This is a genomic window from Paenibacillus sp. BC26, from assembly GCF_900116125.1.
Classification (GTDB): Bacteria; Bacillota; Bacilli; order Paenibacillales; family Paenibacillaceae; genus Paenibacillus_Z; species Paenibacillus_Z lignilyticus.
The window spans coordinates 2715347-2730798 of the sequence record NZ_FPAD01000001.1; the positions used below are offsets into that span (position 1 = coordinate 2715347).

Consider the following 15452-nt stretch of genomic DNA (forward strand, 5'->3'; position numbering starts at 1 on the left):
CACAGTCTTGTTATAAAAACAATCTTTAGTTAGGAACGCTCAGGATTACGGTCATGGTTACGACTTCTCAATCCAGCTAAACCGATTAAACCTAAAAGTCCTAACCAGCCCCAATCCATATCATTATCATCATTGACTGCATTAGCACGATAGTTACCTGCTGAAGTTGATGTAGCATTGTAGCTGTTGTCATATGATTGGTTACTTTGTGTAGATGGTGAGGTCATACTGCCTGCAGCGCTTAAAATTCCGGTGCCCATCATTAAGGTGAAGCAGCCTAGCAGCAAAAATGTGGATAGATATTTCAATTTTCTCATGCAAATTAACTCCTCTGCTGATGATTTGGTCTGTCATACTATTGTTTTCCCCGTATGTAAATAAAATATTCGATCGATTAAACAAGCATACAATGTAAACATTTCTTCCCGTTCGTGTTATGTGACTTCCAGAACTTACTGGTCAACCACGGAAGAAGACTAATTTAAAAGATTATCGCTTTCGCACCCGCACCTGAGATCAGCTTATTTATTGGATAAATAACAAAGACTTTGTGGCAAATGAATCAACTCCTTTTATCAATATATTCTTAATAATATATGTAGCGAAACTACTAAATGGTATAGTTGCATGCGTATTAAATAGAGATAGGGGAGATATTCTGAATAACTTCACTACGTTTCTCCGCGCATTTTTGTTTTTCATTCATAAGAAAAACCGCCTCTTTAAAAAGCGTTAATTGAACTTTCGTGTCCCCCTTAGTTAAGTAAAGTCACATTAGAGCCCATCAATGGAGTGAGGAAGACGTTTTCTTTTATTTAAATTCTTAGTTTTTTCATTTATATTTCCCCCTTGCTCGTCTATCTTCATCGGAACATTTTTGATGTCAATACATATTCAGCATCCTCCCATGGGTAACATAAGTTTATTGTCACTTAGATTTAATAAGGAGGATGCAGTATGCAAAATGAACAAAATGAAGTATCTAAAGCTGATTTGCAATCTGTTAAGCTAAATAAACTTCCAGTTGCAGGAGCCGCTGATACGGAGTTTTCTACCGAGGAAGCAGCTGAAGTATTTAAGCACAACCCTGCAGCGAGCGAAACTGCAGCGAACGCATCAGCATAAGAAGCCCTGGATGAATTCTAAGATAATGTAAAGCAAGATGCCCTGATCCTCACTAGGACTGGGCATCTCGTCATCGATGTTACAAGATCATGTATTGTGAAACGAAAGAAAAAACGGCACACTTACCGAAAACAAGACTTTTCAATTTAACAAACATCGTAGAGTATGTCTTATAGACCACTGGACAAAATATCCTCAGAGGTGATTTCTCAATGAAATGCGTTTATTGTGAAAACATTCAGCAAATCAAAGGGATGCAACATAAGTGTTACATTTGTTCTATAATCAAGGCACGTTAATCAGTTAGTAGGATAATCTGATTACAACTCGATTCTTCTGTCACTTCCTTTTTCACTGGGTTATTATTTACGTTAATTCAGAAAATGCTTGCAATAACAATAAAAGCTTTGGCTAAGCCGCCAAAGCTTTTATTGTTGAACCCTTTTGTTATATGTTAATCAATCATGTTACTTTCACATAGGTATGAAATCCTTCTGCATAATAATCCCTCCGCTAGGAATCATAATGCTTTCCCCGAAATTAGGATGACTTAAAGGAGTGAATACATCGGGTGTTCACTCGATTTTAATTTAAGCTTGTAGAATACTTGTTCATCTTGTTCATCTGTTGTAATAAATCCCAGGCCTGTCTGCAGCTTGTCGATAACTAAAGAAGCCCGCGATTTACGCGGACTCAGATCCCCTATTTCTAGTCTTCCAGTTTATGAATACTTGGTCGAATCTATCGGCAACCTCATTCTGATGGTATTAATCACTCTTTTCTCGATAGCTCAATTGCGATAAAACCGATTTCGGTAGTTTGCAAACTACGCTGTAAGCCGGGTTAAACGTGTTGGCAATTTCATATTCCACTGCTTGTCCCAGCAATAAGCTTGCTTCCGAAGACGTTAAGCCGAAATCTTCCTGCAGCATTCGATACATTTCGGTCGTTGCATGTTGAAGCGCCTGGTCAAGCGGCCGTGCATTGCCGATACAAAACCAATGGGTATCGCTTTCACCTCTCGGCCAGCCTATCTTTTTGCCTTTTTGAACACTGACTGTGAACCGAACATCCATAGATATTTCGAGCCCTGTACCGATGATTTCCCCATCGCCTTGCAAGGCATGACCATCACCCAAATAAAACAATGCACCTTTGGACGACACCGGAAAATAAACTGTAGTGCCTGCGACCAGTCCTTTATAGTCCATGTTGCCGCCATACTCGCCGCTCGTAGCAGTTGAGATGAACTGACCATTAGAAGGTGCTACGCCAAAACAGCCTAGAAAAGGCCGCAAAGGTAGCTTCAATTCAGTCAGACCCGGCGATGGCTCCTTGAGATAAGCTACCCCCTGTGAAACATCCACCGTCCAGCGTACGATTTCCGATGGCGGCAATGAAGCAGCAACATATGGTTCAATAACGGATGGTGCAAGCATATTGGTTGTCCAAGCCCAATCGCGGTTCGGAGTGATTGATTCGAATTTAACCGCTAGCGTATCTCCAGGCATCGCTTCTTCCACATAGAAAGGTCCTGTCATTGGATTCCCGCGAGTAGCTGCGCTTTCGCCGTTGATGTCCCAGCCTCTCGCATCGACTGTCGTCGTAATGACCGTATCCCCATCACGAATCGTCAATATAGGTGGATGCTGGCCTATCGTATTATAATAAAGCTGTGGTATGAACTGATAAATCATGGCTACTCCTCCTCGTCAATTGGATAGTCTATTGATTCGACAACTGTTATAAATTTCCTACCCAGCTTTACAATGATTCAAGAAAAGCGATTGCCGCCGCGGGCGGTGGATGGGCGGCAGCCGGCGCAGGAGTCCGCATGTGCCTAGTACGCTTTGAACGCGACGAAAATCGAACCGATCATCACGACAATACCGCCGACCTTGCTCATGAAATAATAGAAGTCGCTCGGCTCGGGGTTCTCGTACATGAGCCGCTGCGGAGATAGACGGAACATTAAATACTGGAAGGCTTGGTACCGGAAGCAACACCAGCCATAGATCAACAGGCCGAGAGCAAGAAACAGAAAGCCTGGCATGCCTCGTTTGACATGATAATCGGAGTAAGCCGCGCTTACGAGCCCTGAAGGTGGAAAATCTTCTTCCCCTTCCTGCTTGATACGCTCGCCGTTGGAATACGCCTGAATAGACATGACGATATTGCCTTTGTCATCGTAACTCAAGAGCATGCCGTTATTATCCTCGACGCTGTAGACATGGCCGTTCGGATAGGTCACATGGAACTTGGTCGAGTAAGGGGCGCTTTTGTCCGCAATCGCATAGGACTGCCCGCCGATGATTACCGTTCGGTGCAGCTCGTCGTCGGTGCGTACTTGGACGGGATCTGCCGTGCTGCTAAGATAGGTGACGAGACGGCCTTGCTCGCCGGCGAATTTGTACGCATCCTCGTACAGATAGAAGACACGGTCCGTGAAATAGGGCTTCGACAAGATGCCCGTCAAGACGGACACGAGGAGCACGGAGACGAAGAAAATAAAACCAGACGTTTTCAATTTTTGGAATAAAGCCGCTCGGGTAGAAATATGCGCTCATCCTTTCTGCTTTATCCCTTTTACGTCCTAATGAGAGAGGCGGTTGCACGCATTTATGCAAGGGTATTACGTGCTCATGGCAGCTGTTTTGTTTTTGAACTAAAGTTCTCCTTTAGCTTAATCAAGTAGTTACCCTTCAACTAATTGATAAAATCTTATGTCACCTTTTTCTGTTTCAGCCATCAGTATGTCATTCCGTTCTTTGACACGGAATATCTTCGTTCCCACTTCCAGTTTATTTGCTGTTCCGTTTTTAAAATCATTATCATCATTACTTTGATGACTGATTTCAGTAACTTGTATGCCTTTGGTTAATTTTAACTCATCTACCCAAGGAACTCCTGCATTATAAATGGTGTCTTTATACATGAAAATATTAGCATTCGAATCCATTTTTAAAACTTCTTGTGCAGTTGGATTTCCAATTGTATTAGTCTAACACCATGCACAAAATGCTGAAATGCCATTCGCGCGAATGGCATTTCAGCATTTTTACGTCTTTCCGATATCCTGCTGAGCACTTTCTAAGAGAAATCAAACGGCTTCATGGGAACACGGTCATCATACATCCGATCATCTCGGACTAAAGCATTCGTCTCGACAACCTTCCAGTCCTGTTGGTGCAGTCGTTTCAAATAGTTAACAATATCGTAGAACGAGTAGTTGCGATTCGAGTTCAGCAGGTACGTGTTGCTTTCGTAATTCAAGGCGATGCCCACGATCGCTGCTGCGGTGTCCTCTAGAAAGCTGCAGGAAGGATACCACTGCGAGCTGGCCTCGATGCATCCATTGTCCCGCTGGCCTCTGCATAGGAAATCAAACATATTGTTGGATCCTGTTTCGGAACCGATTTGCCAGCCTAGCCGAAGAATGTAAGCTTCAGGATATACCTCCTTCAGCAGTTTCTCGCATTGAATCTTATAAACGCCGTAGCTATTTTCCGCGTCAGGAATGCTCTCGGGCGTATAAGGCCCTGTCTTGTCCTCCGAAAACACCGAAACCGTGCTTGTGAACACAAGTTTTATCCCTAGTTTCTTTGTTGCTTTCGCGATATATTCCAACCATTCGATAGGACCGGTTGCAATGTGGAAGAAAATATCCGGTTTCGTCTCTTCAATGAACCGATAAACCTCTTCTTCGTTATCGATGCCGATTAACTCACGGTTCCAGACCGTGACATCAATATTTCTAGACTTCAACTCTCTGTTCACATACGGCGCCACAGCTCCGTTATTTCCTGTAATCATAGCCTTCATCGTATACATCTTCCTCTGCTAAGTTATTAATTACCCTTTATTAGCCCCTGCCTTCAAGCCTTCCACCATGTACTTCTGAAGCAGCAAGAAAATAATAGTGATGGGAACGGCAACGAGCACGGCACCGGCAGCAAATGTAGTAAACTCCGTATTCGAGCGATCGCTAATCAATTCAAACAGACCAATTGCGAGTGTCTTGTTCTCGGGCGAGCGTATGACAAGTCTTGCAAAAATAAAATCCATCCATGGACCAATAAAATTACTGACCGCTACGAATACGAGAATCGGCACCGACATCGGCAGCATGATTTTAGTAAACACTTTCGTGTTTGATGCTCCGTCTATCTTGGCTGCTTCCTCTAAACTGCGGGGCAAGCCGTCAAAATACCCTTTTACCAGCCAGGCGTTGAACGGAATAGAGCCACCGGCATACACGAGAATCAATCCCCACAGATTGTCCAATAAATTGATCTGCAGTAGCAGAATGTAGATGGCGATCATGCCCATAAAGCTAGGAAATATTTGAAGCACAAGCATCGTCATTAAGCCGTAGCGGCGGCCGGGAAACCGAAACCTCGAAAATGCGTAGGCGGCGGTCACAATCAGCACCGTAGACAAAATCATATTGAAGAAGGCAATCATCAATGTGTTCTTGAACCATAGCCAATACGGCGTTTCCGTAAACAAGTGTCTAAAGTGCTCCAATGTAATCCGCTTTGGAATGAACGTGCTAGCATATAAGCTGTCACCGGGATTCAAGGAACCGGATATAATCCAAGCGACAGGGTAAACAACCAGTATGACGGTAATGGATAAAACAATGTAAATGGCCGACAGTGTTACGACTTCCATAAGCGACGTTTTTCTCGTCATCATGACAGCATATCCTCTTCCTTAAAGACTTTCGTTCTTCGGAAATTCCAAATCGAGAGTGCTGCAATTATTATGAAAACAATAATAGAAACAGCTGAAGCTACATTAAACTTGCTATTGTCTAAGGTCAATTTGTAGATCCAACTGATCAAAATGTCAGTTGAGCCTGCATAGCTGTACTTGCTGTCTACCGGACCACCCGTATTAAGCAGGTAAATGATATTGAAATTATTAATATTTCCGGCGAAAGACATGATGAGCAGAGGCAGCGTTGAAAACATGACAAGCGGCAGCGTAATTGACTTAAACTTGTTAAGCGTAGATGCTCCATCTATTTCCGCAGCTTCATAGAGTTCCTTGTCAATTCCCGTCAACACGCCCGACATGAGAATGAGCCAGAACGGAAAACCAATCCATATATTAGTAATAATGATGGCCGTTTTCGTCCATATGGGGTCGGAAAGCCAAGGAATTGGACTGATAGACAACATCTTAAGATATTGGTTCAATGGACCGAATGCTCCGTTGAAGATATTACGGAAAATAAGCAACGAGATGAACGTTGGAATAGCCCACGGAAGAATCAGAATGCCCCGCCAAAGTTTTTTGAATCTTACTTTCCGATAGTTAATCATTAGAGCATATAGCAATCCAACACCGAACGTTGTCACGGTTGAAATGACCGCCCATATAATCGTCCAGGCAAATACGCCATAAAAGGTTTGGCTCCATGATTTCAACGTAATCAGATCTTTAAAGGTATCCAGCCCAGTCCAGCTCACAAGGTTTTTGGGAGGAAGATGATCGGGACCGGAATAATTCGTAAACGCGATCAGAACTCCGAACAGTAAGGGCAATATCGTTAAAAATGCCGTGAAAACAATGGAAGGAATCAGCAACATGTATGGAAACCCTTTTTCCCTGATGTTCTGAACCATCTCTTTGAAAGAATTGACGTGCAAGCCAGCCTCTCGCCGTTTACCGACAGCATGCGCGTCCCGAATATTCAAATAGTAAACGAATAAGAACAGAGCAAGTGTAATGATACAAATGATCCCGGAAATGAGAAGAAAGATGGAATGATCCCCGATTGTAACAATACGCCCTCTGCTTCTAACCTGCGGCTGGTCTCCAAGCGTTATCACGCCTATGATGCCTTTTATAATAGGGTGACTCATTATTAGGATGAAATAAATCTCGAGTAGAAAGAAACCGATTCCCTTTACATATTGACGATTATAAATTTGACCCAACCCCATGAATAGGGTAGAAAGAATCGTTCCCCAAACTACATTTGCACGATGCTTTCCTGTTTCTATAGCCTCCATTGGTTGCAAGTTCGTAAATCACCTTCCCCGTGTAGATTACGAACTACTGTACAACTACATACAGTAGTTCGCGGACGCTTCCTTTATTTTGCTGCTGCAAGGGAGTCCTTAAGATTTGCAACCGCTTGATCCAACGCGGTCTTCGGATCTGCATTCTTATTCCAAATGAGATTATACGCTTGCTGCATCGGCACCCACATCGAATTGTTCGCTGGAATGTTCGGCATCGGAACGGAGTATTTCACCTGCTCCATGAATGGCGCTACGTTAGGATCGTTTTTGATTGCATCGCTTTCCCAAAGGCTCTTTATAGCGGGAATCTGACCAACCATTTCAAAACGCTTACGCAGCATCTCCTCCGATGTGGCAAACTGCGCCAGAAGAGAAGCAGCATCCGGATATTTGCTATAGGCGCTCTGATAAATGGATTTTACATTGGAGAAGCTCTTCGGATGCTCACCTGTTTCAAGCAGAGGGAATGGTACGATTCCGAAATCCACACCCGCTTCTCGAATGCTCTTTAAGTCCGGTGGAGCACCAATCCGAAACATCAGCTTACCTTCATTGAACATGGAACTGATAATATCAAACGTCATATCCTCTACGCTTAATGGCAATATTTCTTTGTGTATGCGTTGCAGCAAGTTGCCGGCCTTTATCGCACCATCACCATTCAATCCCGATAGGTCGGTTGGGTCTGTATTGTTACTGCCAAACACATAACCACCATAACCCGCAAGGAAGGCATGGACATAATAGAAGTCATCAGCTTGCATCATAAAACCGAATTTATTTTGCTTCGCATCCGTGAAAGACTTTGATTGTTCAATCAATTCATCCATCGTCGTAGGAACTTCCTTGACCAAGTCTTTATTGTATAACAGCGCATAAGTCTCAATACTTAACGGATAGCCATAAAGAATGTCCTTATAGGAAGTGCCATCTATCGCTTCCTTAACAAACATTTCTTTATACTCATCAGTAAAATAATTTTCCATAAGTACACCCGATGCTGCTAGCGTTCCTGTGTTGTTATGGGCGGAGGTAAATAAATCTGGTCCCAACCCGGCTGGCCCATCAGTCTGAAGTTTTTGAAACGCATCAACCGTAGATTGATCTGTATATTCAATTGCCACACCATATTGTTTTGTAAATGCATCCCCTACGAATTTCATCCATTCCAAATCTTCTTTATTTCCCCACCACCGAATCGTTGCGCCTTCCTCTGGTTTCAAGCTTTTTTCATTCTCCGCTGACTGACCGGCAGCCGATGCCGGCTCGCTGGCAGATGCGCCGCCGTTGTTTTTGGAAGCACTTTCATTATTGCCATTGCCACAAGCCGCCAAAGTAAGCATAACAATCATCGCAAGAATGAGACTTGATATCTTTTTCATGTTAACCTCCAACTATCGATTTTTTCATTCAACCCACCTGATCATTTTTCACGAAAACAACGGATACCGGCTAACTCTGCTCACCTCCTTGTCCATAAAATGGATCATCGCAGTGATCGATTTGAATCTTGGTCCATCATAACAACCCTCTATAATATTGTCAATTATTTATCGATAAATTATCGATAAATAATTGCGTTTTATGTTCGCATCCATTGCGAAAAAAAAAGCACAATGAAAGGATGAGACGCCTGGACTTTCAGGTGTCTCATCCTTCATTGTGCTGCTGTATATTTCATCACTATTCACATGAAAAAAAGTCTGCCGATCGCGTTCGGCAGAAAAGTTGGAGCGATATCTTGACCGTCTCTGTCACCACAAGGTAATAACTAGCTACTCCAGTTATCAAGCTATTCAGCTATGCTATTAGCGGTTGCCGTAGATTCTCTAACCACCAGATACGAAGGCTGCAACGACATATCCAGTCGGTTGTCTTTCATGAGCAGCTCCAAAACAATAAAGAGCTTCTCTCCCATTTTACTGAGATCCGTATGAATCGTGGTTAACTTCGGCGTGATATAACTTGATAATTTGATATCATCAAATCCGACTACGCTGATGTCTCGCGGAACGTTAAGCCCCATTCTCTTTAATTCCTTAATCGCGCCAATAGCGAGCATGTCGTTGCAGCACATAATGGCTGTCACACCCCTGCTGACTAAATTATGTACTAAGGGAGCCGCCGATTCTTCCGTAAAGTTACCATTGCATACAAGTGCAGGGTCAAATACAATTCCGCGTAGCGCAATACTACTGATATAACCACCCAACCTTTCCTTGCATACATAGGCGTCGTTCTGACCGTTAATAAAACCGATACGAGTGTGGCCCAGATCAACCAGATGATCGATAGCCAGTTTCATCCCTTTCATGTTGTCGCAGCATACACTGGCAACCATTTGGTTTTCCAGGAAATTATCCAGAATGACAACAGGATGACTTGTCGTTTTTAACTGTTCGAAATAAGGATTGAAATTGCTTAGACCTAATATGACGGCACCGTCGAATTGATATTCATCCATCAATTCATCGAACGATTTCGATTGATTCAGCGTATAATCCAGTGACATTATAGATACTTCATGCCCGCTATGAATTGCATTACGCTTGAAAGCCATCATGACCTCATAATCGAAATACTGCACATGATTATCATCCGGCTGGTCGATGAAGACGCAAATCCGTTTGTGATTATCTCCTTTCCGCTTGGCAACATAACCCATGTTAATCGCCGTTTTCAATATTTTCTTTTTCGTTTCCGGATTTACGTCCTCCGCGTCGCTTAAAGCTTTATATACCGTGCTAACTGATATGTTCATTTTCTCTGCAATTTCTTTGATTTTAGCCACAATAGCAGCACTTCTCTTTCTCCTTGAAGTCATTATTTCACAAAAATAAACAGAACTTTCAATATCATTATTTCAAAAGTCCAAACTACTCTCAGTTACTTAATTATGTTCTTTCAGCATGTCCTTAGTGTCTATTCTTCTTATTATATCATATGGAGTAATACACCAAAACTTTATGAATATTAGGCTCACGGTGTTGTTTTCCCAGGTTAGCCAATCGATCCAACTCGTTTGAGACAACAATTATCCTTCCTTATCTTGGATGTTTTCCGAAAAGAAGCCCTACTGAACCCTGCCATCATTATAACAACAGTCTATAAACTTGTCAAAAATTATCGATAATTTATCGATAATTAATTCATTATTTGTCTGTTAACATTCATACCGTTTTCCGCTAGCACGAACTGATAGATCATGGCACTCCTCCTCGTCAATTGACAACTGTTATAAATTTCCTACCAGCTTAACAGTGATTCAAGAAAAGTGATTGATTGGATCTATAGCTGAGCACTCATGCCCTTTAGTTCAACGACATATATATATTAATTGCTCCAATTCAAATCATTACAAGTCCAATTAGTCCAAGAAGTACTGCCCCTATGCGAGAATTTGTAAAAACCATATCATAGAACAAATCACGGATAGCTTCAAAAATAGTGACCCAAAGAGTTTCAGGATTACTTCTCTTCCACAAATACCGTGCAAATAAAAATAATAAAACTCCTATGATTAGTATTATTATTCCTTTCAACAAATGAACACTCCTTTAACGTACAAAGCAAATCGTACTACCATTATCGCCTTTATGATTGCCCAGTTAACCTGCCCGTTAGCAGAACAGGCTGCCGTCTATGCCGGCAGCCTGTGGTTATTGGTGAACTATTCCTGACTGAATACTCTGCTGATGTTTATCGTCCAAACGCCCACGCCACCATCAGCGGGAACTCTTCTCGCCACATCACATCGTCGTGCGACGCGACCCGCTCTCTCATTTCAACGTCCGCACCTGCATCGAGCAGCGCGACCGCCCACCGGGTCGCGTTCTCAAGGAAGAACGGCTCCAGTGTTCCGGCTACGAGGTAGGTGCGCGGTAGCGTGCTTGGCATCACGGCAGGCGGTCGGTAGCCCCCGCCTGGCGACGCGGAGAAGACCGTACCGTAGATGTCCGGATGCCGAAGCCCTATAGCGAGTGAGAGTTCTCCACTCGCCGACACGCCGCACACCGCGGTGCGTTTGGCAGGCAGCGCGACGCTGAACCGTGATCGCAACCAATGGCGGACGTCCTCGACGAAGAACTTCTCGTGTGCCGCGAACCGTTCCTGGTCGAACGGCGGTGAGTACTCATGGATGCGCACCATCTCATCCTCATTGGACGTCCGGTGTACACCAACGATCATCGTTGGCGGTACGTTGGCGGCCTCGAGGTACCTGCCCCACAGCGAGATAAGCTGACCATCACCGGCGAACACGATTGCCTGGGGCGGATCCGGAGGGACGTACACCGTAACCTGCCGACCACCATCATACTCTAACGTCTCTGTAACGAGCTCTCCCGCGATCTTCATACCTCACATCTCCTGTATTCAAAATTATACTTATCTCGTGTAGCAAAACGACGGGCTATATGACTCATTCAATCCATTTTGCATTTTATCATAATGAGAATTGATGATAACTACACCGTTAGCAGAACAGGCCACCGATTAAGCCGGCAGCCTGTTCGTTTGTGCTATCGTGTCCCGTTAACGCAGTGGATGGTCCTATTCGCATCCAGGTGCACTGATGTATTGGCCTATCCTTGAGCGCCCGTAAGTTACTGGCATCGGCGTTCATTTGCTTCGATTTGATGGAGGATTTCGTCAACGACGTGCGCGATCGGTGCGGTGGCGTCGATTAGAATCCCGTTTTGGGGAACGCCTTCTTTCGTTTGATGCAAGCGCCGAATGAGTTCCCGTTCCTCTGGTCTGCCACCCCAGTCAGTTGGGTCCAGTGCCACTCGCTCATCAATCCGCCGGAGACAGGTTTCCAGGTCGACCTCAAGGACATACACATTGTCGAATAGATCAATGAATTTGGAGAAATTCCGCGAACCACCGCAGAAAAATGTTACCGCCTCATCTTGATTGGCGACCCAAGCTTTTACTTTCTCTACATGCCAAATGTGGTGTTCGGGTTTAAAGCCATCCGTCGGGGTACCAGTTTCCGGGTCGCCTTGATAAGCCAATTCACGGTCACCATGAATGGCATGGTAGCCGCGCCGCTGCAATTCGTTGCAGACCGTAGTTTTGCCGGCGCCGGAAACACCTTCAATCAGATAATTCCTACTACCCATGACAGACCCTCCATTCGACTGGATAAACACTGTTTCTATATTGACTGCCCGTTAGCTTGTCGGCAATGGGACAATGTTCTTGTCAATCGACAGAAATAAAGTACTTGCAATATTAAATCTTTCCTGCCAAAAGCTTGTACAATGCTTGAGTGCCGCTGTTCTCTTCTCCTTTGCTTACAAGCTCATCATATAATGATTTGGCTAATTCAAGCCCGGGTGTTAATAATCCCATTTCTTTGGCAGCATCAAGGGCAATCCCCATATCTTTGATGAAGTGTTTGACATAAAAGCCGGGCTCGAAGTTTCCGTTGATCATTCGCGGTCCCAGATTACTTAATGACCAGCTACCGGCTGCTCCGGTTTCTATGCTTTTCAATACGGTATCAGGATCAAGTCCTGCTCTTTCAGCATATACGATCGCTTCACAGACACCAATCATATTGGATGCTATTGCAATTTGATTGCACATCTTTGTATGTTGTCCGGCACCTGAATCGCCTTGCAATTGGATATTTTTGCCGATGATTTGAAAAATCGGAAGCAATGCTTCGAAAGCAGAAGCGTCTCCACCAACCATGATCGCTAATCTGGCTTCTCTTGCCCCAACATCGCCGCCGGAAACCGGCGCGTCAACTGCGTAAATTCCATGATTTTTCGATTCCAAATAAATTCTTCTCGCCAGTGATGGTGTAGATGTCGTCATATCTATGACATATGTGCCTGCTTTTGCATTTGATATGATTCCGTCTTGTCCAAAATAGATTTCTTCCACATCTTTAGGGTATCCCACCATAGTAATAACAACATTTGCTTGTGAAACTACCTCCGCTACAGTATCCTTCCAAACTGCGCCCTGAGTGATCAGTTCATCGGACCGACTTTTCGTCCGATTATAAACGATTAAAGAATATCCTGCCTTCAACAGATGACCGGCCATGCTTTTACCCATTACGCCTGTACCAATAAAACCGATTACAGTATTATCTTTATTAAGCATTTTAAGTGTGCTCCTTTAAATTAGAGAATATCAAAACGTCCGTAGTTTCTTTATTTTATCATTTCTCTCCATTCAACTAAACTGCCCGCTTGCGTAATGATTCTGAGTTTATTTATGAAGACCGTCAAACGCCTTGCCATGCTGTATATTTATTTCCGTCCGGGTCAAAGAAATGAAATGCCCCTCCGCAGCCGCCATTTTCTTTAAGTTCGGATACTTTTGCCCCACTATCTTTCATTTGCCTATATAATTCATTTATTCGGTCTACTTCAAAACAAATGGATTCCATCTCGAGTTCCTCATTATTTTCGTCCCAATCATGCGTTACAAAATTTGAAGTTTGTTTTTCTTCTCTATTTTGTTCATGTTTCCACGCTCCATTTATGGTATTTTAATCCACTTGTATCAGTGTAACATTGCACCATTTATCGAACAATAGTGCCCGTTAGCATAAAAGAGGCTACCGTTTATGATATGCGCCCCTCGTAGCAGCAGGGGTTTATTTTTCACCCGTCTGCTATCTGGAGAGCGTATCATTGTGTCGGTAGCCTTAAATTAAAGATATATTCCACACCAGGACAAGGAGAGCTGTTGCCTGTTCTTCTTTGTGCCTTCAGACGACTTTTCTAACGCCGGTCGATTGCCGAATTGGCGATTATTAGGCCGTGATTTGAGCAGCGATGCCGTTCAATTCAGCTACGTCTTTAGCGGAAAGCTCCAAGTTGGATGCACCCGCGCAGTTAACGATGTTCACCGCTTTGCTGGCGCCGGGAATCGGCAGAATAACGGGCGATAATTGAAGCAGCCATGCAATCGCGATCTGCTGCGGCGATGCATCATGACTTCTGGCGATCCGCGAAAGCGTCTCGTTGCTGCCGATGCCCTGCGCGTTGCCCATGCCGTTTAGAGGGCTGTATGGTAGGAAGGCAATACCGAGCTCTTCACAGCGCTTCAGCACGTCCATGGATGAATGGTCAAACAAGTTCATACGGTTTTGAACAGATGAGACCGTTACAATTTTGCGGGCTTCTTCCAGCTGTGCAACGGAAACGTTCGACAGTCCCACGTGAACGACCTTCCCTTCCCGCTGCAATTCCGCGACTGTTCCCACGGATTCCGCAAACGGAACCTTAGGATCCGGTCGGTGGAATTGATAGAGCGTGATTGCTTCTACTCCGAGCGCACGCAAACTGTCCTCGCACGCTTGACGCAAGTGTTCAGGACGACCATCGGTTTCCCAGCGTCCATCCGGACGAATGTGGCCGCCTTTTGTCGCGATGACCACTTCGGGACGGTTATGTAAAGCTTTGGCGAGCAGACGTTCGTTATGACCGTTTTCGGTCGAATTCAAGCAGTACGAATCGGCTGTATCGAACAGTGTAATGCCTTGCTCCAATGCGGCATGCACCGCTCTGATGCCGTCTTCCTCTGAAGGGCGTCCGTTAACGGAGAGCGGCATCCCGCCCATCCCGATTTCCCCCACCACTATCCCCGTCGAACCTAGCTTACGTTGCGGTATTGTCATCTTACATCCTCCTTAGAGTTAGTTATGAAGCGTCCAAGAGTAGTGACGAAAAATTCCAATTTTAAGTATACCAGTTCAGCTTTTTCACTAGTAGTACTGAAAAAAAGTTCATCTAGTTACTTTGATGTAAGGAAGGCTCGGTTTTCGTGCTAAAATTACCGATTGCCGTTAGTTAAATCTCGTTAAGATGAGTTAGATGCCAAGTTAGTAATTTTGAAAGTTTAATTGTAGAAGTTCGAACCTCTGGTGTTAGTAGTTTTTCTTCAAGTTTCAATAATTCGTATTGGTGTTAATGCTTCACATCTCCCTCATGTGACCAATCATTACCTCATAATTGAGCTATCGTATACGTTAGCTATAACGTTTTCCGTCAGCTCAACTGATCTACGTTTTGTTTATATGTTGCAGTCACAAAGCAAATCAAAACGCTTAACACGCCGCAGAGTATATATGAAGGTGTATAATACGACGCTGCTTCACCACGTATGAACATCATGGTTGAAATTCCATTCATCGATCCGTCACCGCCACCAAGCACTAATAGATACCCGATGAAGAATATCAATAAGCGTTCACTAATAACGGGAATCAGACTTATTACTACTGCACCTGACCGTTTATTTACAAAAAACCGTTTTACGTAAAAA

At 44.0% G+C, this 15452-nt stretch carries 15 protein-coding genes; 1 reads left to right on the forward strand and 14 read right to left on the reverse strand.

What is annotated here, in order from left to right:
* Positions 1-29: 29 nt before the first annotated feature.
* Positions 30-317, reverse strand: coding sequence for a WGxxGxxG family protein (locus BM412_RS11865; RefSeq protein WP_256256267.1), 288 nt, complete (start codon positions 315-317; stop codon positions 30-32).
* Between the two features lie 640 nt (positions 318-957).
* On the opposite strand from BM412_RS11865, the gene BM412_RS32105 reads away from it, so the two are divergent.
* Positions 958-1125, forward strand: a complete 168-nt coding sequence (locus BM412_RS32105; protein ID WP_177245789.1) for a hypothetical protein — start codon at positions 958-960, stop codon at positions 1123-1125.
* A gap of 767 nt (positions 1126-1892) precedes the next feature.
* Here BM412_RS32105 and BM412_RS11870 read toward each other — a convergent pair.
* From BM412_RS11870 to BM412_RS11930, 13 genes are all read right to left on the reverse strand, one after another.
* On the reverse strand, positions 1893-2822 hold the full coding sequence (locus BM412_RS11870) for an acetamidase/formamidase family protein (protein WP_091217919.1): 930 nt from the start codon (positions 2820-2822) through the stop codon (positions 1893-1895).
* A gap of 143 nt (positions 2823-2965) precedes the next feature.
* A complete protein-coding gene (locus BM412_RS11875) occupies positions 2966-3652 on the reverse strand; it encodes a DUF6199 family natural product biosynthesis protein (protein WP_091217922.1) in 687 nt (228 codons plus the stop codon).
* 168 nt (positions 3653-3820) lie between these two features.
* Positions 3821-4060 carry a hypothetical protein gene (locus BM412_RS11880; RefSeq protein WP_143111606.1) on the reverse strand — a complete coding sequence of 80 codons (240 nt, stop codon included), beginning with the start codon at positions 4058-4060 and terminating at the stop codon, positions 3821-3823.
* A 155-nt stretch (positions 4061-4215) separates the two neighbouring features.
* Positions 4216-4947, reverse strand: a complete 732-nt coding sequence (locus BM412_RS11885) for a sugar nucleotide-binding protein (RefSeq protein ID WP_177245790.1) — start codon at positions 4945-4947, stop codon at positions 4216-4218.
* 30 nt (positions 4948-4977) lie between these two features.
* Entirely contained in the window at positions 4978-5820 is an 843-nt protein-coding gene (locus BM412_RS11890; protein WP_091220364.1) for a sugar ABC transporter permease, read from the reverse strand.
* The gene (locus tag BM412_RS11895; RefSeq protein ID WP_371264768.1) at positions 5820-6965 is read right to left on the reverse strand and encodes a carbohydrate ABC transporter permease; all 1146 of its coding nucleotides are present in this window, start codon (positions 6963-6965) and stop codon (positions 5820-5822) included. The genes BM412_RS11890 and BM412_RS11895 overlap by 1 nt, the downstream gene beginning before the upstream one ends.
* A 266-nt stretch (positions 6966-7231) precedes the next feature.
* The gene (locus BM412_RS11900) at positions 7232-8542 is read right to left on the reverse strand and encodes a sugar ABC transporter substrate-binding protein (RefSeq protein ID WP_091217929.1); all 1311 of its coding nucleotides are present in this window, start codon (positions 8540-8542) and stop codon (positions 7232-7234) included.
* Between the two features lie 410 nt (positions 8543-8952).
* Positions 8953-9951, reverse strand: a complete 999-nt coding sequence (locus BM412_RS11905; protein WP_177245791.1) for a LacI family DNA-binding transcriptional regulator — start codon at positions 9949-9951, stop codon at positions 8953-8955.
* A 908-nt stretch (positions 9952-10859) separates the two neighbouring features.
* The gene (locus BM412_RS11915; RefSeq protein WP_091217937.1) at positions 10860-11516 is read right to left on the reverse strand and encodes an alpha/beta hydrolase; all 657 of its coding nucleotides are present in this window, start codon (positions 11514-11516) and stop codon (positions 10860-10862) included.
* Positions 11517-11764: 248 nt separating this feature from the next.
* Positions 11765-12283 carry an AAA family ATPase gene (locus BM412_RS11920; protein ID WP_091217940.1) on the reverse strand — a complete coding sequence of 173 codons (519 nt, stop codon included), beginning with the start codon at positions 12281-12283 and terminating at the stop codon, positions 11765-11767.
* A gap of 112 nt (positions 12284-12395) precedes the next feature.
* On the reverse strand, positions 12396-13280 hold the full coding sequence (locus BM412_RS11925) for an NAD(P)-dependent oxidoreductase (RefSeq protein WP_091217943.1): 885 nt from the start codon (positions 13278-13280) through the stop codon (positions 12396-12398).
* A 124-nt stretch (positions 13281-13404) separates the two neighbouring features.
* Entirely contained in the window at positions 13405-13569 is a 165-nt protein-coding gene (locus BM412_RS31835; RefSeq protein WP_143111607.1) for a VOC family protein, read from the reverse strand.
* Positions 13570-13938: 369 nt separating this feature from the next.
* Positions 13939-14805, reverse strand: coding sequence for an aldo/keto reductase (locus BM412_RS11930; RefSeq protein WP_177245792.1), 867 nt, complete (start codon positions 14803-14805; stop codon positions 13939-13941).
* Positions 14806-15452 lie beyond the last annotated feature (647 nt).

Bases quoted from the DNA above. Each gene is read 5' to 3' on its own strand.
- BM412_RS31835 (WP_143111607.1), bottom strand. From the start codon at position 13,569: ATGGAATCCATTTGTTTTGAAGTAGACCGAATAAATGAATTATATAGG.
- BM412_RS11890 (WP_091220364.1), bottom strand. From the start codon at position 5,820: ATGACGAGAAAAACGTCGCTTATGGAAGTCGTAACACTGTCGGCCATT.
- BM412_RS11925 (WP_091217943.1), bottom strand. From the start codon at position 13,280: ATGCTTAATAAAGATAATACTGTAATCGGTTTTATTGGTACAGGCGTA.
- BM412_RS11920 (WP_091217940.1), bottom strand. From the start codon at position 12,283: ATGGGTAGTAGGAATTATCTGATTGAAGGTGTTTCCGGCGCCGGCAAA.
- BM412_RS11900 (WP_091217929.1), bottom strand. From the start codon at position 8,542: ATGAAAAAGATATCAAGTCTCATTCTTGCGATGATTGTTATGCTTACT.
- BM412_RS11915 (WP_091217937.1), bottom strand. From the start codon at position 11,516: ATGAAGATCGCGGGAGAGCTCGTTACAGAGACGTTAGAGTATGATGGT.
- BM412_RS11870 (WP_091217919.1), bottom strand. From the start codon at position 2,822: ATGATTTATCAGTTCATACCACAGCTTTATTATAATACGATAGGCCAG.
- BM412_RS11885 (WP_177245790.1), bottom strand. From the start codon at position 4,947: ATGAAGGCTATGATTACAGGAAATAACGGAGCTGTGGCGCCGTATGTG.
- BM412_RS32105 (WP_177245789.1), top strand. From the start codon at position 958: ATGCAAAATGAACAAAATGAAGTATCTAAAGCTGATTTGCAATCTGTT.
- BM412_RS11865 (WP_256256267.1), bottom strand. From the start codon at position 317: ATGAGAAAATTGAAATATCTATCCACATTTTTGCTGCTAGGCTGCTTC.
- BM412_RS11930 (WP_177245792.1), bottom strand. From the start codon at position 14,805: ATGACAATACCGCAACGTAAGCTAGGTTCGACGGGGATAGTGGTGGGG.
- BM412_RS11880 (WP_143111606.1), bottom strand. From the start codon at position 4,060: ATGTATAAAGACACCATTTATAATGCAGGAGTTCCTTGGGTAGATGAG.